General features: G+C 44.9%; 12 protein-coding genes. 3 read left to right on the top strand and 9 right to left on the bottom strand.

Annotated features, from left to right (window positions below):
* Positions 1–98 precede the first annotated feature (98 nt).
* The 6 genes from ASL11_RS21935 to ASL11_RS21910 all read right to left on the bottom strand — a co-directional run bounded on the left by ASL11_RS21935 (position 99) and on the right by ASL11_RS21910 (position 11,040).
* On the bottom strand, positions 99–5,099 hold the full coding sequence (locus ASL11_RS21935; protein ID WP_056619663.1) for a polysaccharide lyase family 8 super-sandwich domain-containing protein: 5,001 nt from the start codon (positions 5,097–5,099) through the stop codon (positions 99–101).
* A 149-nt stretch (positions 5,100–5,248) separates the two neighbouring features.
* The gene (locus ASL11_RS21930; RefSeq protein WP_056619661.1) at positions 5,249–6,379 is read right to left on the bottom strand and encodes a glycoside hydrolase family 88 protein; all 1,131 of its coding nucleotides are present in this window, start codon (positions 6,377–6,379) and stop codon (positions 5,249–5,251) included.
* Positions 6,380–6,427: 48 nt separating this feature from the next.
* Complete coding sequence (locus ASL11_RS21925; RefSeq protein WP_056619658.1) at positions 6,428–7,837, bottom strand: sulfatase family protein; 1,410 nt, start codon at positions 7,835–7,837, stop codon at positions 6,428–6,430.
* A 7-nt stretch (positions 7,838–7,844) separates the two neighbouring features.
* Positions 7,845–8,723, bottom strand: coding sequence for a carbohydrate ABC transporter permease (locus ASL11_RS21920; RefSeq protein ID WP_082595679.1), 879 nt, complete (start codon positions 8,721–8,723; stop codon positions 7,845–7,847).
* A gap of 34 nt (positions 8,724–8,757) precedes the next feature.
* The gene (locus tag ASL11_RS21915) at positions 8,758–9,648 is read right to left on the bottom strand and encodes a carbohydrate ABC transporter permease (RefSeq protein ID WP_056619655.1); all 891 of its coding nucleotides are present in this window, start codon (positions 9,646–9,648) and stop codon (positions 8,758–8,760) included.
* Positions 9,649–9,720: 72 nt separating this feature from the next.
* Positions 9,721–11,040, bottom strand: a complete 1,320-nt coding sequence (locus ASL11_RS21910) for an ABC transporter substrate-binding protein (RefSeq protein ID WP_235550536.1) — start codon at positions 11,038–11,040, stop codon at positions 9,721–9,723.
* Positions 11,041–11,168: 128 nt separating this feature from the next.
* Here ASL11_RS21910 and ASL11_RS21905 point away from each other — a divergent pair, with 128 nt between their 5' ends.
* The gene (locus ASL11_RS21905) at positions 11,169–12,644 is read left to right on the top strand and encodes a sensor histidine kinase (RefSeq protein ID WP_056619652.1); all 1,476 of its coding nucleotides are present in this window, start codon (positions 11,169–11,171) and stop codon (positions 12,642–12,644) included.
* Positions 12,645–12,680: 36 nt separating this feature from the next.
* Positions 12,681–13,367: a response regulator transcription factor gene (locus ASL11_RS21900; protein WP_063795652.1), complete on the top strand. Its 687-nt coding sequence runs from the start codon at positions 12,681–12,683 to the stop codon at positions 13,365–13,367.
* Between the two features lie 317 nt (positions 13,368–13,684).
* On the opposite strand, the gene ASL11_RS21895 is transcribed toward ASL11_RS21900, so the two are convergent.
* Positions 13,685–14,848, bottom strand: coding sequence for a serine hydrolase domain-containing protein (locus ASL11_RS21895; protein WP_056619647.1), 1,164 nt, complete (start codon positions 14,846–14,848; stop codon positions 13,685–13,687).
* A gap of 158 nt (positions 14,849–15,006) precedes the next feature.
* On the bottom strand, positions 15,007–15,831 hold the full coding sequence (locus ASL11_RS21890) for a phytanoyl-CoA dioxygenase family protein (RefSeq protein WP_056619645.1): 825 nt from the start codon (positions 15,829–15,831) through the stop codon (positions 15,007–15,009).
* Between the two features lie 136 nt (positions 15,832–15,967).
* On the opposite strand from ASL11_RS21890, the gene ASL11_RS21885 reads away from it, so the two are divergent.
* Positions 15,968–16,792: an AraC family transcriptional regulator gene (locus ASL11_RS21885; RefSeq protein ID WP_056619642.1), complete on the top strand. Its 825-nt coding sequence runs from the start codon at positions 15,968–15,970 to the stop codon at positions 16,790–16,792.
* Positions 16,793–16,797: 5 nt separating this feature from the next.
* Here the strand turns inward: ASL11_RS21885 and ASL11_RS21880 are convergent, their stop codons facing one another.
* Positions 16,798–23,034, bottom strand: coding sequence for an endo-alpha-N-acetylgalactosaminidase family protein (locus ASL11_RS21880; RefSeq protein WP_056619639.1), 6,237 nt, complete (start codon positions 23,032–23,034; stop codon positions 16,798–16,800).
* Between the last annotated feature and the right edge of the window lie 53 nt (positions 23,035–23,087).

Genomic DNA, 23,087 nt, shown 5'->3' with positions numbered 1-23,087 from the left:
GACAGCCAATCTACATCACTTGACTGTTCAAAGATACAAATACATTCTGCGAACAAAGAAAAAGGCAGCCGCTCTCACGGCTACCTCTTACTTGGTTTCTATTTTTTCCTGAGGAAATTGTACAATGCTTCAGCCGTTTCCATTCGTAAAGCTGCGGAAGAAGGAGAGAATCGTTCGTTCGAGATGCCTGAAAGAATGCCGAGTTCGACCGCCTTATTCACATCTTCTAATGCCCAGGTAGAAATTTCGCTTTGATCTGCATAGTCATCAAGTTTACTCTTGATAGACGTATAGCTGCCATTCAAATACTCATAAGCTCTGACTAATAGGATCGCCATCTGTTCACGTGTCATTACTGCATTCGGATCGAATGTCTGTTCCGTTACACCTGAGACCAATCCGGCTCGTCTTGCTGCAGCAACATCTTGGGCATACCAGTCATCTGCCTGAACATCTTCAAATTCCGAAGTCCATGTTGCCTGCTTCTTCAAATGTAAAGAGCGAACCAACAACGTAGTAAATTGTGCCCTCGTCGTTTTCCCATTAGGATTAAATTCACCCGAAGTAATACCTTCAACGATATGTTTCGCAGACAATACCTGCACAGCTCGTGAGGCCCAATGTGATTCAGGCATATCATCAAACTTCTTATCATACGCCAGTGCAGCGTAAATGCCCGGTTGGTCCGGCGTGAATATGGCTGCTTTAGCCGATAGATCGATTGTTCCACGTACGTATTGCCATTTCCCGCTCGCTTTATCATATCTATATACACCAAGCAACGCTGAATCCTTACCTGCAGGATCAAATGGTAGAACAATTTCAACTCCAGATTGGAGCTCAGTTGCTGACCACGTTTCACCATCCTCAGAACGTATGCGTAGTGCAAATTCAATAGCTTGACTTGCTAGATTTACACGAACGGTAGGATCAGTTGCACCTGCCTGCAAAATGGAAGGCTCTGAGATGGAGCGTACCGTAATATCTAGTGTTGTTTGACTACCATCGCCAACTACTTTCTCCTTCAGTGCTTTGACTACTTCAGGCTGAACAGTAATCTGAGCTGTCTCTCCGTTAATTTCAAGAGGAACATTCGGAATCTGTGCTGTTGGCACGGAGATCGTTTCCTTGTCATGTCCCATTTCTACAGTAGCTTTATCATCTTTCACGATGATAATATCTGGCTTTTCCATTAGTTCAGGTTTTGTTTCTTCAGGCTCTGTCGCGTCAGGAGCTGTTGGATCAGGATCGGTTGTGCCAGGTCCCGTTTCTTCTTCAGGTTCAGGTTCAAATTGCAATGAGATATGCTGCGATTTCCCCATCGTATTCTGTACATTTACTTTGAATTTCAACTTAGGGCTTAGCGTTTGAATCTCTATTCGATCATCCTTGTTAATCACGCGTTGAGCAGGCTTATCTAACTCAATTTCGATGAACCCATTATTCTCCAGCGTTGGATCAGCAACAGCAATCTCATATACCCCTGTATGTGTACTCCCTTTCATCATGACGGATGCTTGGCTATTTGACGTTAAGCCGTCGACGGAAGTTACTTTATCCTTCCAGAAATTGAAGCCCGTCATGCCCAGCTTATTCTCACGGACCGCTTGAACGTCCTGTGAATTGGCCAGAACCGTATAATCGGGAGATAAGGCATACGCAGAGGTTTCGGTTTTGCTAGCATTAGGCAGGATCGCATATTCATAGCTGTCATTGGTTGGATTTGAACCATGATCAAACCACATGGTCAAATAATTATTTTTTAACAACTCCGTAGGTACCGTTGCTTCAGGCGGATTGCTCAGGCTTGTATCCGAATATCGGCCTTCTTGCTCTGCACGCATCAATTTAAGTGATTGTGTACCCGGGAAGACGTAGCCAATATCGGCACCAGCCACATTTCCTTGCAAATGAACCCATTCAGGATGCTCCAGAGTTTCCTCTCCAAAGAATCCGTTCTTTCGCTCCCCATTCACATAAAGGTCATTCGTATTAGTTCCTGTAAGCTTGCGCTGTTCTACGATCGTCTCTACGATCTTATTATCTGTACTTGTAATATCCGAACCTAAGGCAATAATTTCATTGTCAAAAGTAAACCACGACTTATTCGCTTTCAGCTGTGTGCCATTCTGCATTAAATTCATGCCCGTAACACCATATTTACCTAAAACCGCGCCACCAGCCCAGGCGTTCGCAGGAGATGATTCCCCATCGCCATATTGGTACTGGTCTGACGTCCTAGGTCTCACAACGACAGTTGTACCTGGCAAGCGATACCAATTAAGGGTAGCCCAATAATGATTCGTATACTGTGATAAATCGTTATTGTACAGATAGGTCATGCCATCACCGGTGTACCAGCCTTTCGCATTTTCACCATTCGTTAACTCGTAGGTTGCGATTCGCTTAGAACTCTTACTTACGCCAAAAAGATAGCCATCACCTACATGTATGCTGCGAGCCATCGCGTTCATTTCAACATGTTCTGGTACTTCAGCTATAGGTTGTATAGCTGAGTCTTCCATCCATTCTTTCATCGTATCCGCCAAATCAAAAGGTAGTTGACTGTAGGTCAATCCTCTAGCCAAAAGAAACTGGAAGTGATATTTTATGAAGCTTTTTAAATACGCAGCCCTCTCATCTGAAGCCGTTTGCGCGATACGGGACATTCCGATTAAAATATTTAGGCCTGATCCATAGGCATCTAAACCTTTCCTAACGATTGCACGGCCACGTGTCATATCTAGGATCTGCCCTTTGTACATGACCGGAGCATATCCTTCTCTGATCCATCGATACACATGCTCTACTTCAGGAACGACAGGCTGCCAAGTGCTCCCATTCAATAACAGCAGCAAGTTGCCCATCCCGCTAATTAGCACTTCACCATAACTACCTGTATAAGCAATCTTACTATGCTGAATAAATGAACCATCCTCATAGAAGCCATCGCCGGTTGTCACATAATCAAAAAGAGGCGTCAATCCATCACGTGCATGAATAAGACGATCATAGTTTTTCTCAACAAGACCCATTCGCGTTTCAATCAACATAATATCCGAACGATTGGCCCCTACCTGGGTAAACGTAGGTAAACTAATATCTCCAATATAATGATCGATGCTTGCTGTATTTCTTGCAATTTGCTCTGGTGTCAAATCATCATACATAAGGATGAGAATATCCGCTAAGCGAGTTGGGGTACCGATATCCCAGTTCCACCAATTACCATATTCCACCCCAGTGTTCTTGTATAGATGATCTAACATCCAATCCATAGCCCCAAGAATGTCTGTTTTTAACGCAGGGTTGTTGTAGAGAATTGTCCCCTTTGTTGCGTATGACAATGCCATAACTTTCAAGCGTGTATAGTGATCAAGTACAAAGGTTGAATCCGAAGCGGAAGGTACTAAATCTGACCATAGCGTCGTACTGGCACCATTTATTTGCAGGCTATCCCAATACAATTGCGCTTTCGCTGCATTATCTTCAATTCTGCTTTTTATCTCACTATTCGTAATGTCCAAATAGTCTCTGCCCGTTAGTGTTTCTTTCCAACGAATTCTAAGTTTATCGTATTCTTGCGGATCTTTAAGCACAGGAGCCTTAACTTCAATCGTAGCCGATGCTTGCTTACCATTGGACGAAGTTGCTGTTATGATTGCCGTGCCTACTTTCAATGCCCTTACAAGTCCATTCTCATCAACACGAATAATACTTGGATGACTCGATTGCCATGTCAGCAATTTATCGGTTGCGTTGGCTGGCTCAACGACAGTTTCCAATTGAAAAGTATCATAGTTGGTCATTTGTAATGGCGCATTCGTAAAACTTACACTTGTAAGGGGAATAAACGGTGTTACGGTCACCGCTGTATGGCTTGTAATCGCATTGTTTGATTCAGATGTAGCCGTAATTGTTGCATGGCCTTCACCAATTCCGGTTACGATCCCATTCGTATCTACGTTTGCAACACTCGGATCGGATGATTGCCAAATCAACTTTTTGTTCGTTGCGTTATCAGGTTGGAATGTGACCTGTAACGGAAGGGATTTCCCTTCTACCAAGGAAGCCTGGTTGGGTAAGGTAACGTTGGTCAATTGGACTGGTTTGATGACGGTTATCGGAATCGATTTCGTGAATACACCTCCATATGTGCTTACCGTAACGGTCGTGTTGCCCTCCTTTACTGCGCTAACTAAGCCATACGTGACGGTAGCAACTGTTGGATCGTCCACGTGCCATAAGAAGCGTTGATCGGATGCATCTACTGGTAGAGTAATTGCCGTGATGGTGGAGCTGGTTGTCTCAGCTAATTCGAGTGCATCAAGCGAGGTAGTTAGACCTGTCACGGGTACATAATCCGAGAGTTTTAAATCGTCCACATACCACTCACCCAGAACGCCACTTTTAAAATATTGATACAAATAGATATGTCGGATATTCAACCATGCCACTGGAAGGGGGGCTTCTCCTAGAAATTGACCATTGGCAAAGTAACTAATTTTTCTGGAAGCGTTATCAACAAATAGTTTTAAATGATACCAAGTATTTGCTGCATAGTTGGCCAACGCTAGATTATTCGCATCCCTTATTTTCCCTGTGTTATCAAATGAAAGGACAGAGACATTCGTTGTTGCCGAGGCAGGAACTGGCGCGTTTAAGCTTCTGAATTGAATATCCCTGCGATGCTGGGTACTATTCATATAAACGGAAGCTTCGAACACAAGATTACCCGAAATCCCGGTATTTCCTGCTACGGAACCGCCTAAGTTGTTTCTTCCCGTATTGATGTTTGTTGTATTGGAAACCATCTTGAGGCTGTAATCATCACGCAAAGGAGCTTGTGTCATCATGACATAATCTGTATTAGCAGCAGAATTATAAGTCCCCCAGGCGCCTCCAATCGTACCATTGTAGGTTGTCCCATTGTAAATCTTCGTGTTTTTAGCCGTTGCACTTTCATCATAATTCACACTAACATGCACGGTAGCAGCAGCCTTAGACCTTGGCAACCCACCGCCCCCTGGAAACCCAATTGAGAAACATATCGCAAAAACCATGACACCAGCTAACCATTTCTTAAACGATAGGCTCATACCTTACCTCCAGCATCCATCAATTTTTTTAATCATTCTTATGACAGTTCGCCTATGAATTGGAACGCTCTACACAACCTCCTTGATCAAAAAGAAGAACGTACATTGTAAACTGTGCGCTCTTCTTCTGCCTAGTTACCTTCGTAAAATTACTTTGTCTTCCGTTCATACCAATAACCCGGAATTCCGCGTTCCATACGCATTAACGCTTCCAAATAGTAATAATCGCCCCAAATCATATAGTCATCCAAGCCGCTATTGCCTCTTACATGGTAGGAACCGTGCTTTAGCAAGCCTTCCGCTTCTTCGCCAATGGTTGCATACTGGTTCACAAGGGAATTCATGGTTTGATTCAGTCCCTGCTGGATCCAACTGCGATCTGCATCTTCTTCCGGAATAAGGTCTAGCAGCTCCAGCATTCCGCAAGCCGTGATGGCTGATGCCGAGCTGTCGCGACTCGTATTCGCTTCAATCGGCACGTTGAAATCCCAATAAGCAACATGATCTTCTGGTAAATGATCAAGGAAATAGCTTAACAACCGTTTAGCCGTTTGCAGGAAGGCAGGATCTTTGGTATAACGGTAAGAAAGTGCGAAGCCGTAGATACCCCACGCCTGACCTCGCGTCCAAGTCGAGCCATCCGTGTAGCCTTGATGGGTGCCTCCGCCAAGCGGATCTCCTGTCTCCTTATTAAAATAAAACGTATGATACGAAGAATCATCGCCCCGTACCAGATACCGTCTAGAAAGTTCGGCCTGCTTGTAGGCAACTTCTGCATATTTCGGTAGACCCGTCACTTCGGAAGCCCAATATAACAAAGGCAAATTCAGTAAGCAATCAATAATGATTCGTCCGCCATTTTTCTCATCGTTTTCTGGACCCCATGCTTGCAAAAATCCGCCTGGCTCACGCCATCTTCCTAACAAATGATCCGCCGCTTGCAGAGCAAGATCACGAGCACGCTCGTCCTTCTCTACGATCCATCCGGCTAACGCCGATAGTCCGTACAGGAAACCGATATCGTGATGCTCTAAACATACTTTCGCTCCCAGCCGCTGTTTAAAGTCTGCAATCTGCTGCTTCGCTTGATCTAGGAAGAATGTATCTTGACTGTACTCATAGCTCAGCCAAGTAAGCCCAGTATGAAAACCTTCAATCCAATCTTCATTCGCAGACCATGCATACCGCTTTTCATTGGTGATATGCGGAAAAGTGCCTGGATGCTGCTCCAAGTTCCGGCGAATTTTGCCGATTGCATCTTCAATTGCTTCACGCCACATCGCTGTCATCCTCTCTGTTTGCCTGTTTCCTATTCGTTATTTCAACTCTCATGCCAATTCAAACTTATCATGAGTACGATCTAACCAGTTTTGCAGTTCTTCCTCTAATGACAACAGTAGCTCCGTCTGTGGCCGTTCTTTTAACATAACAGGATTGAGTTGATAAGGGTCCTTCTCATGTTCATACAATAGACGCTGCACTTCGGCGCCAGGCGCATAACCTTTATGCACGACATAGGTATACTGGCTTGTGCGGATTCCCCGCCAGCCAAATCTCCGATTGTCTAAACCAGCGGAAGCGAAGAGTTCAATCGCATCCTTCCTTCCGGGGAATGCACAGATAAAAGCAGAAGAAACGTCGGTATGGCTCGTTCCAAGAAGATCACCGGACAGATCAAGTCCTTCAACTGTCGTAGGAACGGGGACCCCAGCAAGACCGAGTAACGTAGGCATAATATCCACACTATTAAAAAGCATATCCGTGCTGCCCTGCCCAATCATGCCTTTCCAGCTCATCAAACAAGGGATCGCAATGGATTCCTCATGCCAGGAATGCTTTGCCATGAGGCCGTGAGAGCCCATTAGCTCACCGTGATCTGACGAGAGCACGATCAGCGTGTTCTCGGCAAGGCCAAGATCTTGAATTTCCCGGTAAATTCGGCCGAACTGCTCATCCATCCCAGACACAGCAGCGAAATAATCACGGGTGTACCTGTGCAAGGCCTCATCCCCACTTTGAAAAGGCTCACCTGTATGCGCTGCTAGATGCTCCGAGCTCGCATTCGGACGTAAGTTCAGCTCTCGACCCTTGTATAGCTCCTTGTAGCGTTCAGGTACAAGTTCGAAGGGACTATGCGGCGGATTCCAAGAGACAAATAAAGCAAACGGATCCGTTTGTTCTTTTCCTCGGGCCCGAATAAAGTCCAACGCCACATCGGTCTCATGCTCCAATGACCATTGGTCGACTTGAATCATCTCCGGCGTATCTTTCCAATAATGCGGTTTCAGATGATGATCATACGCACCGTACGAATACCAGAAATCGAAGCCGTGCCGTTTGGGACCTGGCGGTGTATACGCATCCCACTCGCGCGCGCCAGATTCAGGATCTGGACACTCATTCTGCTCAGGTAAATCCAGATGCCATTTACCGATATAACCCGTTTGATACCCCGCAGCCTTCAGCGCATCTCCGATACCTACCTCTTCGGGACTCAGCATAACGTCCGCACCGATTTTACAGTTCGTATAGACCCCCGTCGATTGCGGATACTTACCCGTCATGAGCGCTGCCCTGTGCGGCGAGCACAGTGGCGTACAAGAGAGCGCATGGTTAAATACCAGACTCTCCTGAGCAAAGCTGTCGATATTCGGCGTAATCACCGGATCTTCGCCAGTAAACCCTACTGCTTGCTTTCGCCATTGATCTGCAAAAATATAAATGATATTGGGCTTCATGTCGGGCTCACCCTTTAACCGCGCCTGCGGAAATCCCTTCAACGAAATGGTCTTGGGCCATAAAGTAAATCAGAATGGTTGGAATAATGGCGCATACCGCAGCTGCCATCAACGGCCCATACTCCGTCGCATGCTCGGATTGGAAATGCTGCATGCCAAGTTGGAGCGTAAACAAGCTATCCGAATTCAAGTAGATTAATGGACCGAGGAAATCGTTCCACGCATGCATGAAGGTAAAAATCGTTAAGCTGGCAATCGCTGGCCGAATTAACGGTAGAATGACCCGCGAATAGATGCCGAACTCGCTCAGTCCGTCAATTCTTGCCGCTTCGGAGAGCTCCTCCGGAATCGCCATAAAGAACTGTCTGAATAAGAACACGCCGAAAGGACTAAAAGCTCCAAGAAGAATCAATGCCCAATGCGAATCAATGAGTCCAATTTTCTTCATTAACATGAACTGAGGAATCATCATGACTTGGTAAGGTACCATCATCGTCGCCACATATAGGAAGAACAATTTATCCCGTTCAGGAAATTTCACTTTGGCAAACGCATACGCAGCCGTGGAACATGTAACAATTTGCAGCAGCGTTGTAAGCACGGCAATTTTGATTGTATTCAAGTAGTAGGTGAAAAAAGGAAGCTCCGTCCATACCTTGCTATAATTCGACCAGTAAAAGTGGCTCGGTATCCACTGAATCGGGAAGCTGAATATTTCTGCCTCAGATTTCACGGATGCCGAGAGCATCCAAAGGAAAGGAACAACCATGGACAAGGCAACAGCAGTAACAACGAGATATAACACGGTTTTTCTAACTACTGCGCCAAGCTGTGGACGCCTCGACAGCCTCATGGTGATCTGACTTGATTCTAATTGCATACTCATGCTGGCTTCTCCTTTCTACAAACCAATCCGCTCATTAGGAATAGTTCACCCAACGTTTTTGTCCTCTAAATTGAATCAACGTAATAATGAGAATAATCGTGAATAGCACGTAAGCCATCGCCGAGGCATAGCCATATTCAAAACGTTGGAAAGCCGTGTAATAAATGTCGTAAACCAACATGTGCGTTGAACGACCTGGTCCTCCTTTGGTCAAGACGAACACAAGATCGAATACTTTGAATGAATTGATGATGCCCATAATTACCGTAAAGAAAATAACAGGCGACAGCATGGGCACCGTAATTTTACGGAATTGTGCGACTTTACCTGCACCATCGATTTCAGCTGCTTCATACAGATCCTTAGGAATCCCCTGTAAGCCTGCTAAGTAAAGTACCATGTAGTAACCGATGGAATGCCAGATACTGACGATAATCACCGAGGCCAGTGCCCATTGTGTCGAAGCCAGCCACATAGGCGGATTATCGATTCCGATGCTTCTGAGTATCCCGTTAATGGGACCCATGGTCGGGTTATAGAGCAGCTGCCACACGACGGCTACGGCAATCGTTGCTGTAATGTGCGGAAGGAAAATCGCCGTTCGGAATATTTTAACGCCTCTCAAGCCTTTATTGAGGGCGACTGCTGCCAAAATTGCAAGGAACAATGTCACCGGTACAGACACAGCTGTCATAATTAAACTGTTGAACAGTGAGATACGAAACGTTTCATCCTGCCATAAGTGCGTATAATTCGAAATTCCAGCCCATTTAATTTCGCCAAACCCGTTCCATTCTGTAAAGCTCATAAGGAAGGAAGCACACACTGGCAAGCAAATAAAAATTAAAAATCCAAGTATATTGGGAAGCAAAAATGTATACCCTGTCAACCGATTACGTCGTAATGCTTTGCTTGTAACCTTCATATACTTCACCCCTATTGAAGCAATCGAGCCCCACCTTCATTCGGCGAAGCCCGACTGTTTCTGTTCTATGACTTATTTCTTGCCTGCTTTGTAATCCTTGGCATATTTATCTGCCCATTCAGAAGCAACACGCTGACCGATCTTTTGAATCGCTTGATCGACGGTTTGAGCGCCTGTTAATGCCATTTCGCCTTCTTGTTTGTAGACGCTGTTCACCAGAATGTTTTTCACACCAGGTAGCAAAGGATATTCTGGATATTCCTTTTGTTCCACGAAATAGTGAATGTTCTTAGGCTTCAAGCTACCGTCGCCAATATACGTCTTACGAATATCATCATTGATATAGCCTGTGAGGAAGCCTTTGGCTGCGAATTGCTTCGCGCCTTTCACACCGGTCATGAATTGAACCACTTTGAACGCTTCTTCTTTGTGCTTGGAGTTTTTACTGACCATCAAAGATACCGGAGTCGCCAAGCTTGTATTAGCAGCTACGCCTTCTGGATGTGGAACTGGCACAACGTCCCAATCAAAGCTAATTTTCTTCTCTGTTTCTGCTTGTCTAAGCTGTGCCACATGCCAATCCCCGATTAAGTTCATCGCGATATTTCCTTTTTGGAAAGCAGCGTTGTAATGCGCGGACGTTGTAATTTGTTCTGCCCAGCCCATGATTGAGCCGTCTTTCTCCATGTCCATTCGGAATTGAAGTCCCTTCTTGAACGCGGATAAGTCTTTATCGATGATCGAAGCGCCAGTTTGAACGCCTTGCATATACCATGTTTGTGCCCATGGATGTACGAATGCTCCATACACTTTGTTAGAGCCCTCGCCTTTCGTCATCTTCTTCGCTAGTTCACGGAAATCGTTCCATGTCATATCCGCTTTCGGATAAGCAACGCCGGCTTGATCGAACAATGTTTTGTTGTAGAACAGCATCCAGTTGGATTTCCGATACGGAAGTCCGAACACTTTATCGTTTACTTTTAACGCATCGTACAACGGGCCAAATCCGGATACATCTACATTTGCTTTTTTGACATAATCATCTAAAGGCTCTAGAATGCCAGTATCCAAGAACACGTCCATCGTCCCGCCGAATAAATCCATATCCTCACCCGAGGACAGCTGCATGCGAAGCTTCTCATAATACTGCGCTTGTGGAATCGTTTCGAATTGTACTTGAATATTCGGGTTCTCTTTGTTAAATTCGGCATAAGCCGTTTTAAACGTTTCCAAATCATCCGGAAGTACAGTAGCTTTCAATTTGACTTGTGCCGCTTTGGCATCCGGAGAAGTTGTATTCTTATCTCCCGCCGTTGTCCCAGCGGAGCCGCATCCTGCCAGCAATCCCATCAGCAATGTGCCAGTCACACCAAGCTTCAAACTTTTTTTCATTGGACACTCACCCTTTTTTTGATATGATTTGTTTGCGTTTTCTTAATTTGAATTATACGTAGATGCCAAGGAGTCTGACAGATGAATGTTTTATTCCCCCATTTGGCTGCTGAGAAGGAAGTGATCCGATGCTGTTCGTTACGTTAGTCCTGCTTATTTTCACCATTTTATTCACATATAAAAAGCTAAATCATGCGTCAACCCGCTTCATGTACGGCATTATTATCGGTTGGGTGCTTTCTTTCGTATCCTTTACGTTATACCTGAGTAAATTCAATTACTATTTCAATGTCATTCACAGCTTCTTTGATTTCAGCCCTGGCACATGGAATTACTTGGTTTTGACCAAGTTTAACCCCAATTGGCTCATTCGTATGCTGAACGTCGGCGTTGGACTGTTTTACTGCTCACTGCTTGGCTTTGCCATCGCCTTCACCCGCAGTCTTAGCCTATCAAAGCAACGGTTCGTTTATGGCGGCATCTCGCTCTTTTTTATTATCGAGACGGCTTACTATGATCCCGCTTTTCATATTGCACTAAGCCATTGGATCGACAGCCTGCTATTCTTGAACACGATCGAAATTACCTTAATGAGCCTTCGCTACCTCATACTTATAGTTGCTTTTGGTGTGCTCATCAACTATTATTTGAATTATCCGAAAATTAGGTTTATCAAAAATTTAACACTGTATCATGTTTTGCTCTTTATTCCGCTCGTCGTCATCCATCTATTTATTTTCTCATGGGCCCCGAAAGTATTGGTTAAGGAAACGTACTTGAAAGGATATTTCAACTATCTGCAGCCACCCCTTGGCTATCAGTCGATCTTACTACCTGTATTTCCTTTTGCCATTTATTTAACACTAATCTTGATGATTTACCTGGTTTACAAATTTAACTCGATAGAGAATTACCGCAAAAACCGCGATATACAAATCAATAAAAGCATCGACACGGCGACGCTCGGAACACGCGCTTTTACACATGCCCTCAAAAATCATTTGATCGGCATACAGTCCGAAGCGACCTATCTGAAAGAGCGCCATCAGGCGGACAGCGAATCCTTATACAGTCTTGACCTCATCTTACAATCGTCGCAGTCGGCACTCACCAGCATCAATGAAGCCGCAGATAAGTTGAAAAATATGAACTTGAATCTCCAGCCGATGTCTATTGATATTCCGGTTGAGCAGGCTATTGCTCGGTTAAGTGAACAAGCTATTGGCTGCCAAGTCGACTATTCGCCTGGCACACTCCTTGCTACTAGCTATATTGATCCCGGTCATTTGACCGAAGCCATTTATAACCTACTTCTTAATGCCAGCGAATCCCTGCAGTTCCACGAGGATGGCCGCATTGTGGTTGAACGCAGCCAGCAGAACGGCTGGGCGCTTATCCGGATTTCCGATAATGGCCCTGGTGTTGCTGAGGAGCATTTGGAGGCGATTTTCGATCCTTTTTTCACCACGAAAGCATCGGTAAACAACTGGGGGATCGGCTTGTCCTACTGTCATAAAATCATCTTAGGCCACGATGGCAAGATTGTCGTAGAAAGCAAGAAAGACGTTGGAACGACCTTTACGGTGTTCCTGCCGATTATCTAAAGAATGGGACAGCTGACGAAAGGGGAGGACTGCACAATGACACAACAACCTATCCGTATTCTCATCGCCGATGACATGGAAGCCCACCTCAGAAGGCTGGAAAGGACATTCGCCAAACACGATGATTTTGCCTGTGTGGCGCGTGCTTCATCGGGACATGATGCGGTTATTCAGGCAGCCCTGCATCAACCGGATGTCATTCTCATGGATATCGAGATGGAATCCCAGTTTGCAGGTATTCAAGCGGCGAAATTAATTCATGAGAAATACCCTCGGATGAAAATCATCGTACTCACCGTTCACAAGGATGAGAACTTCATTTTCGCGGCCTTCCAGACGGGCATCACGGACTATTTGCTCAAAAATGCAGCTGACGGCGAGATCATGGAAGCCGTGCGCTCCGCATTCATGAATGCTTCGCCGATCCGCCCGATGATCGCCGAGAAGATACGCGAAGAATTTGCACGTGTGAAGCGAGCTGAGAGCTCCCTGCTGAATATTATTCAGATTATTTCGGAGCTTACCCCCAGCGAATTACAGGTACTAAGACTGTTATGTGAAGGCAAGAAGCGAAAGCAAATCGCCGAAGAACGGTGCGTCGAGTATGAAACGATCAAGAAGCAGATCAATTCTATTCTGAAGAAATTTCAAATGCCAGATTCAACGATGGTTATCCAAACAATTAATGATTTGCGTATTTTCGAGGTCATGAAGAAGCTTTAGGGATACCGCGCGCACTTCTGGATCGCGATATCTCTTATATCTCCGGACCTTGCCAAAAGATACGGAACGTGGTTCCCTTTCACAGTACCATGGTCCTCGCTGGAGCAAAAAAAAGAGGATGTCTCGAAAGTCGATTTAGACCTTGAGACATTCTCTTTTTCGTTAACTGGAAACCTCCAGTTAGATTCCTGATTTAATTTGGAATTTGTTGATTAACTGGAAAATAGGTAGGTAATTTATGAACTTCTGCTGTTTTCGGGGTGATTACTTAAAATTAGATGTAAATTTTCCATTTATTATATAAAAAATCCTTCCCCTTAGTCCAATGCCCCGTAAATCGCAGCACGCAGTCGCGGATGTATGAAGGGCTCCTGGCTCGGCAGCATCTGCTGCATGTACACAACGGACAGCTCTTCTTTCGGATCAATTAACATGTACGACCCAGCTAGACCAGCCCAACCGAATTCACCGATGGAGCTGTTACTGCCACCAACAGCCGGATCCATCATGACACGAACACCTAAACCGTAGCCATAACCACGCAATTGCTGCCAATTGAAATCCTTGAGCTGTTGCGGATTTAAGTGATTAGTCGCCATCAATTGAATCGTTTTCGAACTAAGAAGACGCACCCCTTCATGCTCCCCGCCTTTGGCAAGCAGCTGTGCAAACTGGCTGTAATCCCCAATGGTCGAAAGCAGGCCACCTCCTCCACTTTCATAGCGGCTTCCAGGTTGATAGCTGGCATCTGTCTTTGTATTAGGTGTAAGCGCGCCGCCTTCTGGACGATCGTAGATGGTGCATAGACGATTTCGCTTGTCTTCCGTTATCCGGAATGAGGTGTCGATCATCCCTAACGGATCGAAAATTTCCTTCTTGAGAAACTCGCCAACCGTTTGCCCCGTCAGCACTTCAATCAATGCGGTCAGAACATCGTGACTGAAACCATACTTCCAGCGCGTGCCGGGATCGAATTCCAGCGGAATGGTTGCCAATCCTTTGGATAACGTCTGCATGTCCATCGTCTCTTTTTTAACGTTCTCCAACATAGTACGAGTTTGTCTTTCGGTTTCCGTGTCTTCTCCAGGATAGGTAAGCCCTGAAGTCATCGTGAACAGGTCCTTGATAAGGATTGGATTGGTCACAGGAGACAAAGATTTCGTACCATTGTTATCTCGGAATGTCTGTTGATTTTTGAAGGCGGGTAAGTATTCCTCCAATGGATCGTTAAGCAAATAGAGCCCTTTCTCATAGAGCATCAGTGCCGCAACGCATGTAATTACTTTCGTCATTGAATAGATCCGGTAGATCGTATCTGGCGTTAGCTCCTGCTTCTTCTCCAAATCCGCATATCCTAGGGTTTCCTTATAGAGTACTTCTCCTCGTTGCACAACGGTACAGGCACAGCCCGCCGGTCCTTTTTCCGTGATACTTTTAAGAAGTGGCGTCAATCGTTCTTTAAGTCGTTTACTTGTGTTCATTTTGCTATTCCCTCCTAGGAACGTTTTTTCACCTAAATCTGCTCAGCTTTATTAGACATTCGATAGTTACCATATTTTTATTCTAACTTTTATTGGTACTTGCTACAATAAAAAAACCAGCTAACATCCGAATTTACGGAGGTTAACTGGCAATCGACTTATTTAACATGGCCCTTCGGTTTCTTACCGCTCCATCTTTCATCTACTTTCTCGTTCATCGACTGATACCTTGCATCTACACTAATCCGATACTGGTTTGTCGTATTTTCAAGGGAACAGTGCATCAAGAACATGCCGAATATAAGCACATCCCCTGCCTGGAATTCGGTTGTTGCCCACTTACCGCCAAATTTCTCCGTAATGAATAACGGATCATCTGTATAATGATTCACGCCATCACGATCAGCATCCTTAGAGCCGTAGGACGCTTTCAATTTTTCGAAAAGGTGTGAGCCAAGACAGATAGCTAGACCTCCCATCTCATAGGAAATATCACCCAGCGGGGACCATACCGTATACACATTATGCGTTCCTCTCCCCATGTAAACGATATCATAATGCGCCCCTGTGAAATCACCTTTCCCAACGGCTCTCAGCCATTTGTAATGATAGGTTAACGATTTGTCACCCAGAAATTCATCAAAGAAGCGCATAATATGATCGCCATTCAAGACATTTAAGAGCGCTGGCAAATCTTCATTCGTCCCGCCCATGAAAATGGTTTTGCTGCCATCGGCCATCACGCCATCTTCAAGCTGAGTGTCACGATCTAGCTTCCCCATCTGGGCCATTTTTTCCAAAATGCTTGTACGAGCTTCCAACACCTTGTCCCGATTATGAAATCCGCGAATGAGTAAGTACCCATCCTCTTCCATTCGTTCACGCAATGCTCCAATATCATGAAAAATATCATTAGAGCTTCTAAGCTCCTCTAAATGCTGCCCATGCATCTCTAACTCGCGGTTGCCGACTTTCACCATCATCTTCATCCACTCCTCCGTGTTTTCTTCCTTGCTTATAGATTAAGTATAGGGTGCATAGCTGATTTCAACCATGGATTAGCGTTATCATTTCATGTATAATCGTACAATAATGAAGCGTGAAGCGAGGGAGCCTACCATGACCTTTATCAACATTCCTTATGAGTTAGAAAAGAGAGATGTCCCTCTCCCCGTCTTTCACTCGATCTGGAGGGTGCATGCCGATAATAGCTATGAAGTATCGAAAAAGGAAGGCTTTGATATTCCAGGACTATTCCTTACATTTGATGGAAAAGGCAGCATTACACTGGCTAATCAGACGTATGAGCTGGAGAAAAACACCTTTTTCTTCGTGGAGGATTGCATCCCTGCCATGTACAAATGTCTGAATAACGATTGGAAGTTTTATTTCTTACACTTCAACCAACTGGATATGGCCCGCCAGCTACAGCTTCCAGTAAGGGAAGTGATCTCATCTGGCAAAATAGCAGAAGCCACGCAATTGTGCGAACGGATGATTGACGGCTTAATTGCTCAGCCTATTGGTTACGAATATGCGTCAAACATCTTGCTGCAAGAAATGTTACTCCTCTTTGCAAGAGAACATTCCTTGGTTGCCCTCTCTCATCACACTGAGCTCAACCAAATCCTCATCTATATCCATCGAAATTTAGACAAGCAAATTCGCATTGAAGACCTGCTCCAGCTAAGCGGCTGGTCGCGTACGACCTTTTTCACCCAGTTCCGTGCACTAACAGGCTTGTCTCCAACCGATTATCTCCTAAAACTAAAGCTAGCGGCTGCGAGAGTTGCTCTCGAAACCACTAGCTTATCGTTGAAAGAAATTGCAGCTAAGCTGCATTTTTATGATGAATTTCATTTTTCCAAGTTATTTAAGAAAGCATTCGATCAATCCCCTTCTACGTACCGCAAACTGAAATTAATGGGTACTGAGAAGTCATAGTAAGACTAGTTTAAAATCTTAGTAGCAATCCAAGCAAGATCAGCAATATCGATCATACCGTCCTGATTAACGTCTGCTGTTTTAATGGAATTCCAGTCTGCATCCGCCGAAGTTGCGCCATAGTGCTTCGCAACAATAGCCAAGTCACCAATACTTACTTTCGTATCGTTGTTTAGATCGCCTGCTGTTCCCGTAATGATTAAAGCTTTGAAGGTTGCAAGGGCAGCATTCAATGCACTCGCAGCTTGTGCAACGTCATCTTGGCTTGCAGATGCATTATTAATGACCACAATCGTCGAACTAATAACCGCAAATAGATTCGCTTTGGAGCCAACTGGATATTGACCAACTAGAATGCCCTCCGCTGCTCCATCATGCCATTGCTGAGCCTCCGATATAAGGGCTTGCAACGACGCTTTATCCACATAAGCAATAGCTATACCATGTGAAGTGACTGCGAGACTTGATTCCTCTCCAATGGCATTCGCGATCAACAGCTTTGAAATCGTAATCGTGGTACTCGACGATTCATGAAGTGACTTCGATTTCCAATGAAGCTGCAACAGATCGTTGTTAGCAACCGCTTCTGCATGGCCTCCAATTTTGACAACAAGAATTCGAACCTGACCTTCTGTTAGTTTCTTGTCTACAATAGTCAAACCATCACTGACAGATTCCACACCAAGGAATTCTACTTTTGCTGGATCATAGGTGAACGTCAAATCCTGAGCTAGGATGTTATCCGCTGTATTGGCCAATCCGTAGGTCAAATCAAATGTGCCTCCCGTCATGACCGTGTTCACACCATCGAGAAGAACTTTATTAGGTTGTTCCGACTTCGCTGGTACGACAACAGGCAAGCTCACAGTCACCGCTTTCGTACCATCGGATGTCCGCGTCACTTCCAAAACGAGATTCACTGTGCGCACAACACCAGATGGTACGATAGTTCCATCCAGTTGAATGACAGCAGGTTGATCCGTACTTTTAATTGCAACGCTGTAACCAGCTGGCACATTAGGCAGTGTCAAGCTGCCAGCATCCTGTGCAGGAGCTGTGATACTCGTAATTCCAGCAGCAATTTGTGCAGCTGTGGGCGCTTGCGGATTTGTTAAATCATCGACAACTAAATCATCCACAATCAAGACAACATCAATCGCTGATAATTGGGGCTGTGCCGTTTGTTTAACAGACTCAATAGCAATGTAATAATCGTCCTTAGCACCTGTTTCAAAATCTAATACCGCGTTCGCAGTACCTGTAGATTTGATAATTGGCAGCGTAAAACCAGGAATTAGGGACTTACCTGTACCAGTTGCAGAAGACAACGGCACGCTATAAGTCTGACCATTCGATCTTGATTTAGCCGAGAGCTGATACAGCCCGGCTTTATTCGCCTCATAATTCATGCTGACTTTATAATGGGTATTCGGCAATAGTTTCAGCGTTGATGGGACGGTTGCTAGCAGCTCTGCCACTAACGGTGTATTTGCATTTGAAATAAAATCCTGTTCATTGGATTTCAAAGAGTAATTGCCATCAATGACATAGGTCATCGGCTGCGAAATGTAAGGATCAGCTGCTTTCTGTGCATCGCTCACCTTCTCAGCCAAATGCGTTTGACCTCCGCTTGATGCCGCTTGGAACATAAAGGGTCCATAGCCTTCCGAAACATTTTCGAAGTCTTCGTAGAAGTAATGACTGCCAAAATCAGTCTTGCCTGGATTCTCCCACAGCTTCACATCATCCCACCACACGTTGGAATTGGCAACGCTCGTGGCATCAGCCTTCAAATAAATCGTTGCTTTCCCCGTGGCATCTGCCGTAAAATCAACCTTCATTCGTTGATAGTACGTATTTTTAAATTTGCTAGGCTCTTCAAGATTCTTAATCTTTGATGAAGTGATGAAATTCGTTACTTCCGGTCCGCCGTAGTTTTTCACACCAATCGTAACGGTTCTGTCGGAAGTACTGCGCGACTTATTTTCGTTACCAGTTGATGTAGAAGCATTATTAATGTCTACCCAAACCGAAGCCGTGTACGTTTTCCCCGCTTCAAGTCCATAGACGTTCTGTGTAATCGTAGCATCGTCTTTCCCTGCTATTTTTAGGAAGTTATTTTTCAGAGAATCATGCTCAACGGTTACATTCGCAGCTGTCGCATTCGCAGTAGAGGTTTTCTCCCAGGATGCAAATGCTCCGCTATCAAAACCTGGATCCTTCACAGGTCCGCCGAATCCGAAATCGCCCGCTTGCTGCGTATCTGCACCTTGCTCATCAGCTTTGGATTTGTAGATCACATACGGAACACCGATTGTCGTATTACTGATCGTTACGGAACCGCCCGTAACTGGCAGCGTACGCTCCCAAACACGTCCTGTATCCGTAAGCTTATACATTTCAATTGACGATAAACCGCTCCAGCTGTTAGGCAATTCCCACGTTGTTGAACCACCTTTTGGATTCCAGTAGTAGATTTTAGATTCATTTTGTGGATCCCACGGTAGGAACAATTGGCTCTTCTGATTACTCACATCTAATTGACCAACGCCGGTATCTCCCCAGTCTTTATGGTTCAGCACATCATATTTGGCAATTGTTTTGCCTTCTTTCTTGAGCGAAGCTGTACCAATGATATAGTTGGAATCTGCGCTATCTGCATGGTATTCATCCAAGGAAGCGACGACTCCGCCCCCGAAAACGACCGTTTTATCCATACCAGAAGCATCATGCGTCATATTGAGAATAGGGAAATGCTGCATATATTTCGTTAACAAATTGTTATTGTAAAATAAATCAATCCCGTTCTGAATATCCGTTCTGCCTTGCCAAGTACCAACTCCAGCCTGCAGCATACCTCTCAATAAAACACTGGTATACGGGCTTGGTGCCTGGAATGTGTCTTGATATTGGTTTTTAATAAAACGGATAATCTGACTGCCCGGCGTTTTACTTGGATAATAAGGATCGGTTCCCCAGTGGGTCCAAATCACATTTTCCTCTAATGGCCCAGAGAACTCTGTGGCAAACCAGAAGCCTAATTTGTTCTGAATCACATTCGCAAATTGATTGGCGTGCCAACCTGCTCCGCTATATACATCATCGTAAATCATCGCAAGATTGGGCACTTCTTGTTTTAGCTGAGTATACCTTTTCTCCAAATCTCCGCCTGCTAAATCTTTAGCACGATCAGACGGATATGTAGGGTCAACCCAGTCATAGTTCGAGCTTGTGCTGCCCCAATTTTCTGGTTTTGCATAATAAGCATCAGGATCTTGACCGTCAATGTTGGTATGAACGCCGACTTTCACATTGTATTTTAACCCTTCATCGACAAGCGTGTTAAAATCTTTCAGCCCACCTTCACGAATGCCGAAGTGACCAGCGAGGTCTGGATGACTGTCGTCATGCCCTTCTGCTTGATATCCTTTTTCCAAAATGAGCTGTCCGAAGCCATCGTACAAATTGTAAAGCTTCTTGGCGTTATCCAATGTACGTAAGAATGGGTTTTGCGCTAAGCTGTTGAAGTTCATGGCGATATAGGAGACATAATTATTGATTTCGCTAGCGCCTGGGTGAAGATTTTCCGACCATATACTGCGGAAATCAATCGCTGCATCTTTCCAATCCGCGGTGTGATCATCGTTCCTATCCGGAGAAATGATGATTTTCGATGAAAAATCAAATTTTGGCGGGAATTTGCTATCGTCGATAATATCTCCTCTTGCCTTCCAAACCCCGTTCCACATCGAAAGCTGCTTATTGGTACCATCCTGTTCCGCTGCAAAGTTCATGACAATTTTGGCTGGCGTATCTACAACGTCATTCATAATCGCTGCCGCCAATTTACCATCACTAACAAAACCATACGTTCTTAGCTTACTGTCTACGGTTTGATCTTTTAATTTCGTTCCATAAGTGATGTCATTTGTATAGAACTCATCATTCATCTGATTCCATTCCCCAGTTACCCAAGAGGACGCCCCTTGTGCTTCGGGATTGCTGCTCGACACCGTAACTAACTTATGATTAGGGAATTCCACGGTTCGTACTTTATAACCGGAAGGCTCACTATTGATATGCGTTCCCATATTAACGATATTGCCTGTGACTTTATACGTGACGGTCATATTCACAGTGCCGACTGCAGCTTCTGAGTTATCATCTACGACGGGAACGTCTAGTTGATAAACAACCGTATCCCCTGCCGTTTTCGTTGCACTTCGTACCGTTGCAAAGCCGTCATTGCCATTTATTTTCACATTGTATAGAAAATCACTTTGACCTTGCAGGGTTGCATTCGAAGCCTCGTTGCTCAGCCACGTATAATTGCGTACGGTCGGGAAGCGGTTATCCATCGTCACACTTAATTGATCTGATGAAATCGTAATCGGGTGCAACTCCGTTGGTTGCGGAGGTGTTGGTGGGATATAAGCTTCTTGTGAGATTTGACTTACTGTTATATTTTTCGATGTAAACCAGCTTCTTAAGCCTACTTTTCCTTCGGCAACCGGGAAATCTGCACTTCCACTGACAACCAAAGCATCATTCAACCAGACTTTAATGTTTTTGCCAATATATTTAATTTTCAGCGTATAGTCCGTATTGGCTGCTAGATTAGGCCCGCTGGTTGTCAAATCGCCGTAATGCGATGCATCCGTTTGCCAGCCCCAATTTCCGTTTGTATTATAATAAATCATCGCGTAAGGCTGTGATGGTGAGATATATCTGAAAATAAATCCGATACGCCCCGTATCGATATTCGTTCTGAACTTGATGGTGTACGTACCATCTTGAATCGGCAGCGAATCGTTATCATAGATTTCCCCAAACAGATTGGTAATGTTCAGTTGATTATTCACGATAGCTGGCGTCGGCGAATAGGTCGTTCCATCTATTTTATTCCAAGTACCCGTTAAGCCATCGTTATAATTCCTAATGTACGTCGTTGGTTTCGGCGGCGTGTAGACGTCACCTTCTTTATACGTAACTTGCATATCATCCATATAGGTCGTTAATGTTCCCGTGGAGCTTGCGGTGTAACCCTGACTGCCATTCACAACAGCCATCCCCACTTGTGTACCCGTATAAATCTCCGTGCCATCTACGGTGAGTGTATAGGTATCCCCTTCATAACCCACACCCACATTGTGTACCGCACCAGGACTTAGAGGTTGAGGCGTACTCGTTAAATTATACGAGACATCTGCACCGTCTTTTTTACCCGTCAACGTCCAATTCCCAGCGCTATCCGTTCTAACTGAACTCCAGTTGCTCTCATCGACATATCGGAACAACAGTCCTGCAGAGCTATAAGTTCCGCCCAGTTGCAGCTTGGTACTGTAGGTTCCGTTAATCGCTAATGGCGATTTACTATCAACAACCTGACTTGTGCCATTCGTTGTCGTTATCTGTGCAACTTTTCCAGTGAAGCCTTGTAATGGCGTTTTAAAAGAATACGTAGGAACTACTGCACTTGCAGCTGCCATTTGTAAGCCTGGTGTGGCGTCATCTGTAAAATTCCTTGTATAAACGACCGCATTACCCTTATCGCTATCCGTCACTTTCACATCATCGATATTCAATGTCTTTGCAGCGAAGTAAGAGCGAAAGCCAACTTTACCACCTGCTGTGGGCAGCTTGCCCCCTGAGGTTGACGTGTACACAAGCGCACCATCGATATAGACCTCGTACATATCCCCGCTGAATGTCATTTTGAAGGCATACGTTTTGCCTGGATCCAGTTTAATGGTCTTGTTCAGATAGGAACCCCACACTTCACTGCCCCCATTATACCCATCCCATAACCAACCGTTCCCATCACGGGAAACCATGGCATAATGCGTTGGATCTTTATATCTAGCGATGAATCCGAACTGCTCGGAAGCCCCTCCATCAATGTTCAGCTTCGCTTCAAACGTCCCATTAGCCACATCAGGCATATCGTTAAAATAAAAGATTTCATTGCCGCCATTCGGATTTTTCGCAGCTAGAAATTGTCCATTCATTTCCGAGTATGTAGCCCTTGCGCTTACCGCTGTGTCGGACGTTACTGTCCCTTTATCCGAGAGATTTCCTTCTGTTCCATCTTCAAAATTGTTCGTGTAGGTCACACTCTGACCACTCGCTGCCAATGCTGTAGCATTGCCAAACATCTGTAACGCACCTGGTAATGGTAATACACTTGTAGCTATGAGTGTAGTTGAAAGAATAACGCTTAATTTACGTCCAGTTGCCCTCATCTAATAACCTCCTGCTAATTTTTTGAAAAGACCCGAAAGTTATATGTCATTCG

Origin of the sequence: Paenibacillus sp. Soil750 (assembly GCF_001428045.1) — a bacterium.
Lineage (GTDB): Bacteria > Bacillota > Bacilli > Paenibacillales > NBRC-103111 > Paenibacillus_E > Paenibacillus_E allorhizoplanae.
Note: the sequence above shows the minus strand (reverse complement) of the source record. Positions and strands in the feature narration are given on the sequence as shown.

Coding starts and splice junctions, on each gene's coding strand:
- ASL11_RS21935 (WP_056619663.1), bottom strand. CDS start 5,099: ATGAGCCTATCGTTTAAGAAATGGTTAGCTGGTGTCATGGTTTTTGCG.
- ASL11_RS21930 (WP_056619661.1), bottom strand. CDS start 6,379: ATGTGGCGTGAAGCAATTGAAGATGCAATCGGCAAAATTCGCCGGAAC.
- ASL11_RS21925 (WP_056619658.1), bottom strand. CDS start 7,837: ATGAAGCCCAATATCATTTATATTTTTGCAGATCAATGGCGAAAGCAA.
- ASL11_RS21920 (WP_082595679.1), bottom strand. CDS start 8,723: ATGAGTATGCAATTAGAATCAAGTCAGATCACCATGAGGCTGTCGAGG.
- ASL11_RS21915 (WP_056619655.1), bottom strand. CDS start 9,648: ATGAAGGTTACAAGCAAAGCATTACGACGTAATCGGTTGACAGGGTAT.
- ASL11_RS21910 (WP_235550536.1), bottom strand. CDS start 11,040: ATGAAAAAAAGTTTGAAGCTTGGTGTGACTGGCACATTGCTGATGGGA.
- ASL11_RS21905 (WP_056619652.1), top strand. CDS start 11,169: ATGCTGTTCGTTACGTTAGTCCTGCTTATTTTCACCATTTTATTCACA.
- ASL11_RS21900 (WP_063795652.1), top strand. CDS start 12,681: ATGACACAACAACCTATCCGTATTCTCATCGCCGATGACATGGAAGCC.
- ASL11_RS21895 (WP_056619647.1), bottom strand. CDS start 14,848: ATGAACACAAGTAAACGACTTAAAGAACGATTGACGCCACTTCTTAAA.
- ASL11_RS21890 (WP_056619645.1), bottom strand. CDS start 15,831: ATGATGGTGAAAGTCGGCAACCGCGAGTTAGAGATGCATGGGCAGCAT.
- ASL11_RS21885 (WP_056619642.1), top strand. CDS start 15,968: ATGACCTTTATCAACATTCCTTATGAGTTAGAAAAGAGAGATGTCCCT.
- ASL11_RS21880 (WP_056619639.1), bottom strand. CDS start 23,034: ATGAGGGCAACTGGACGTAAATTAAGCGTTATTCTTTCAACTACACTC.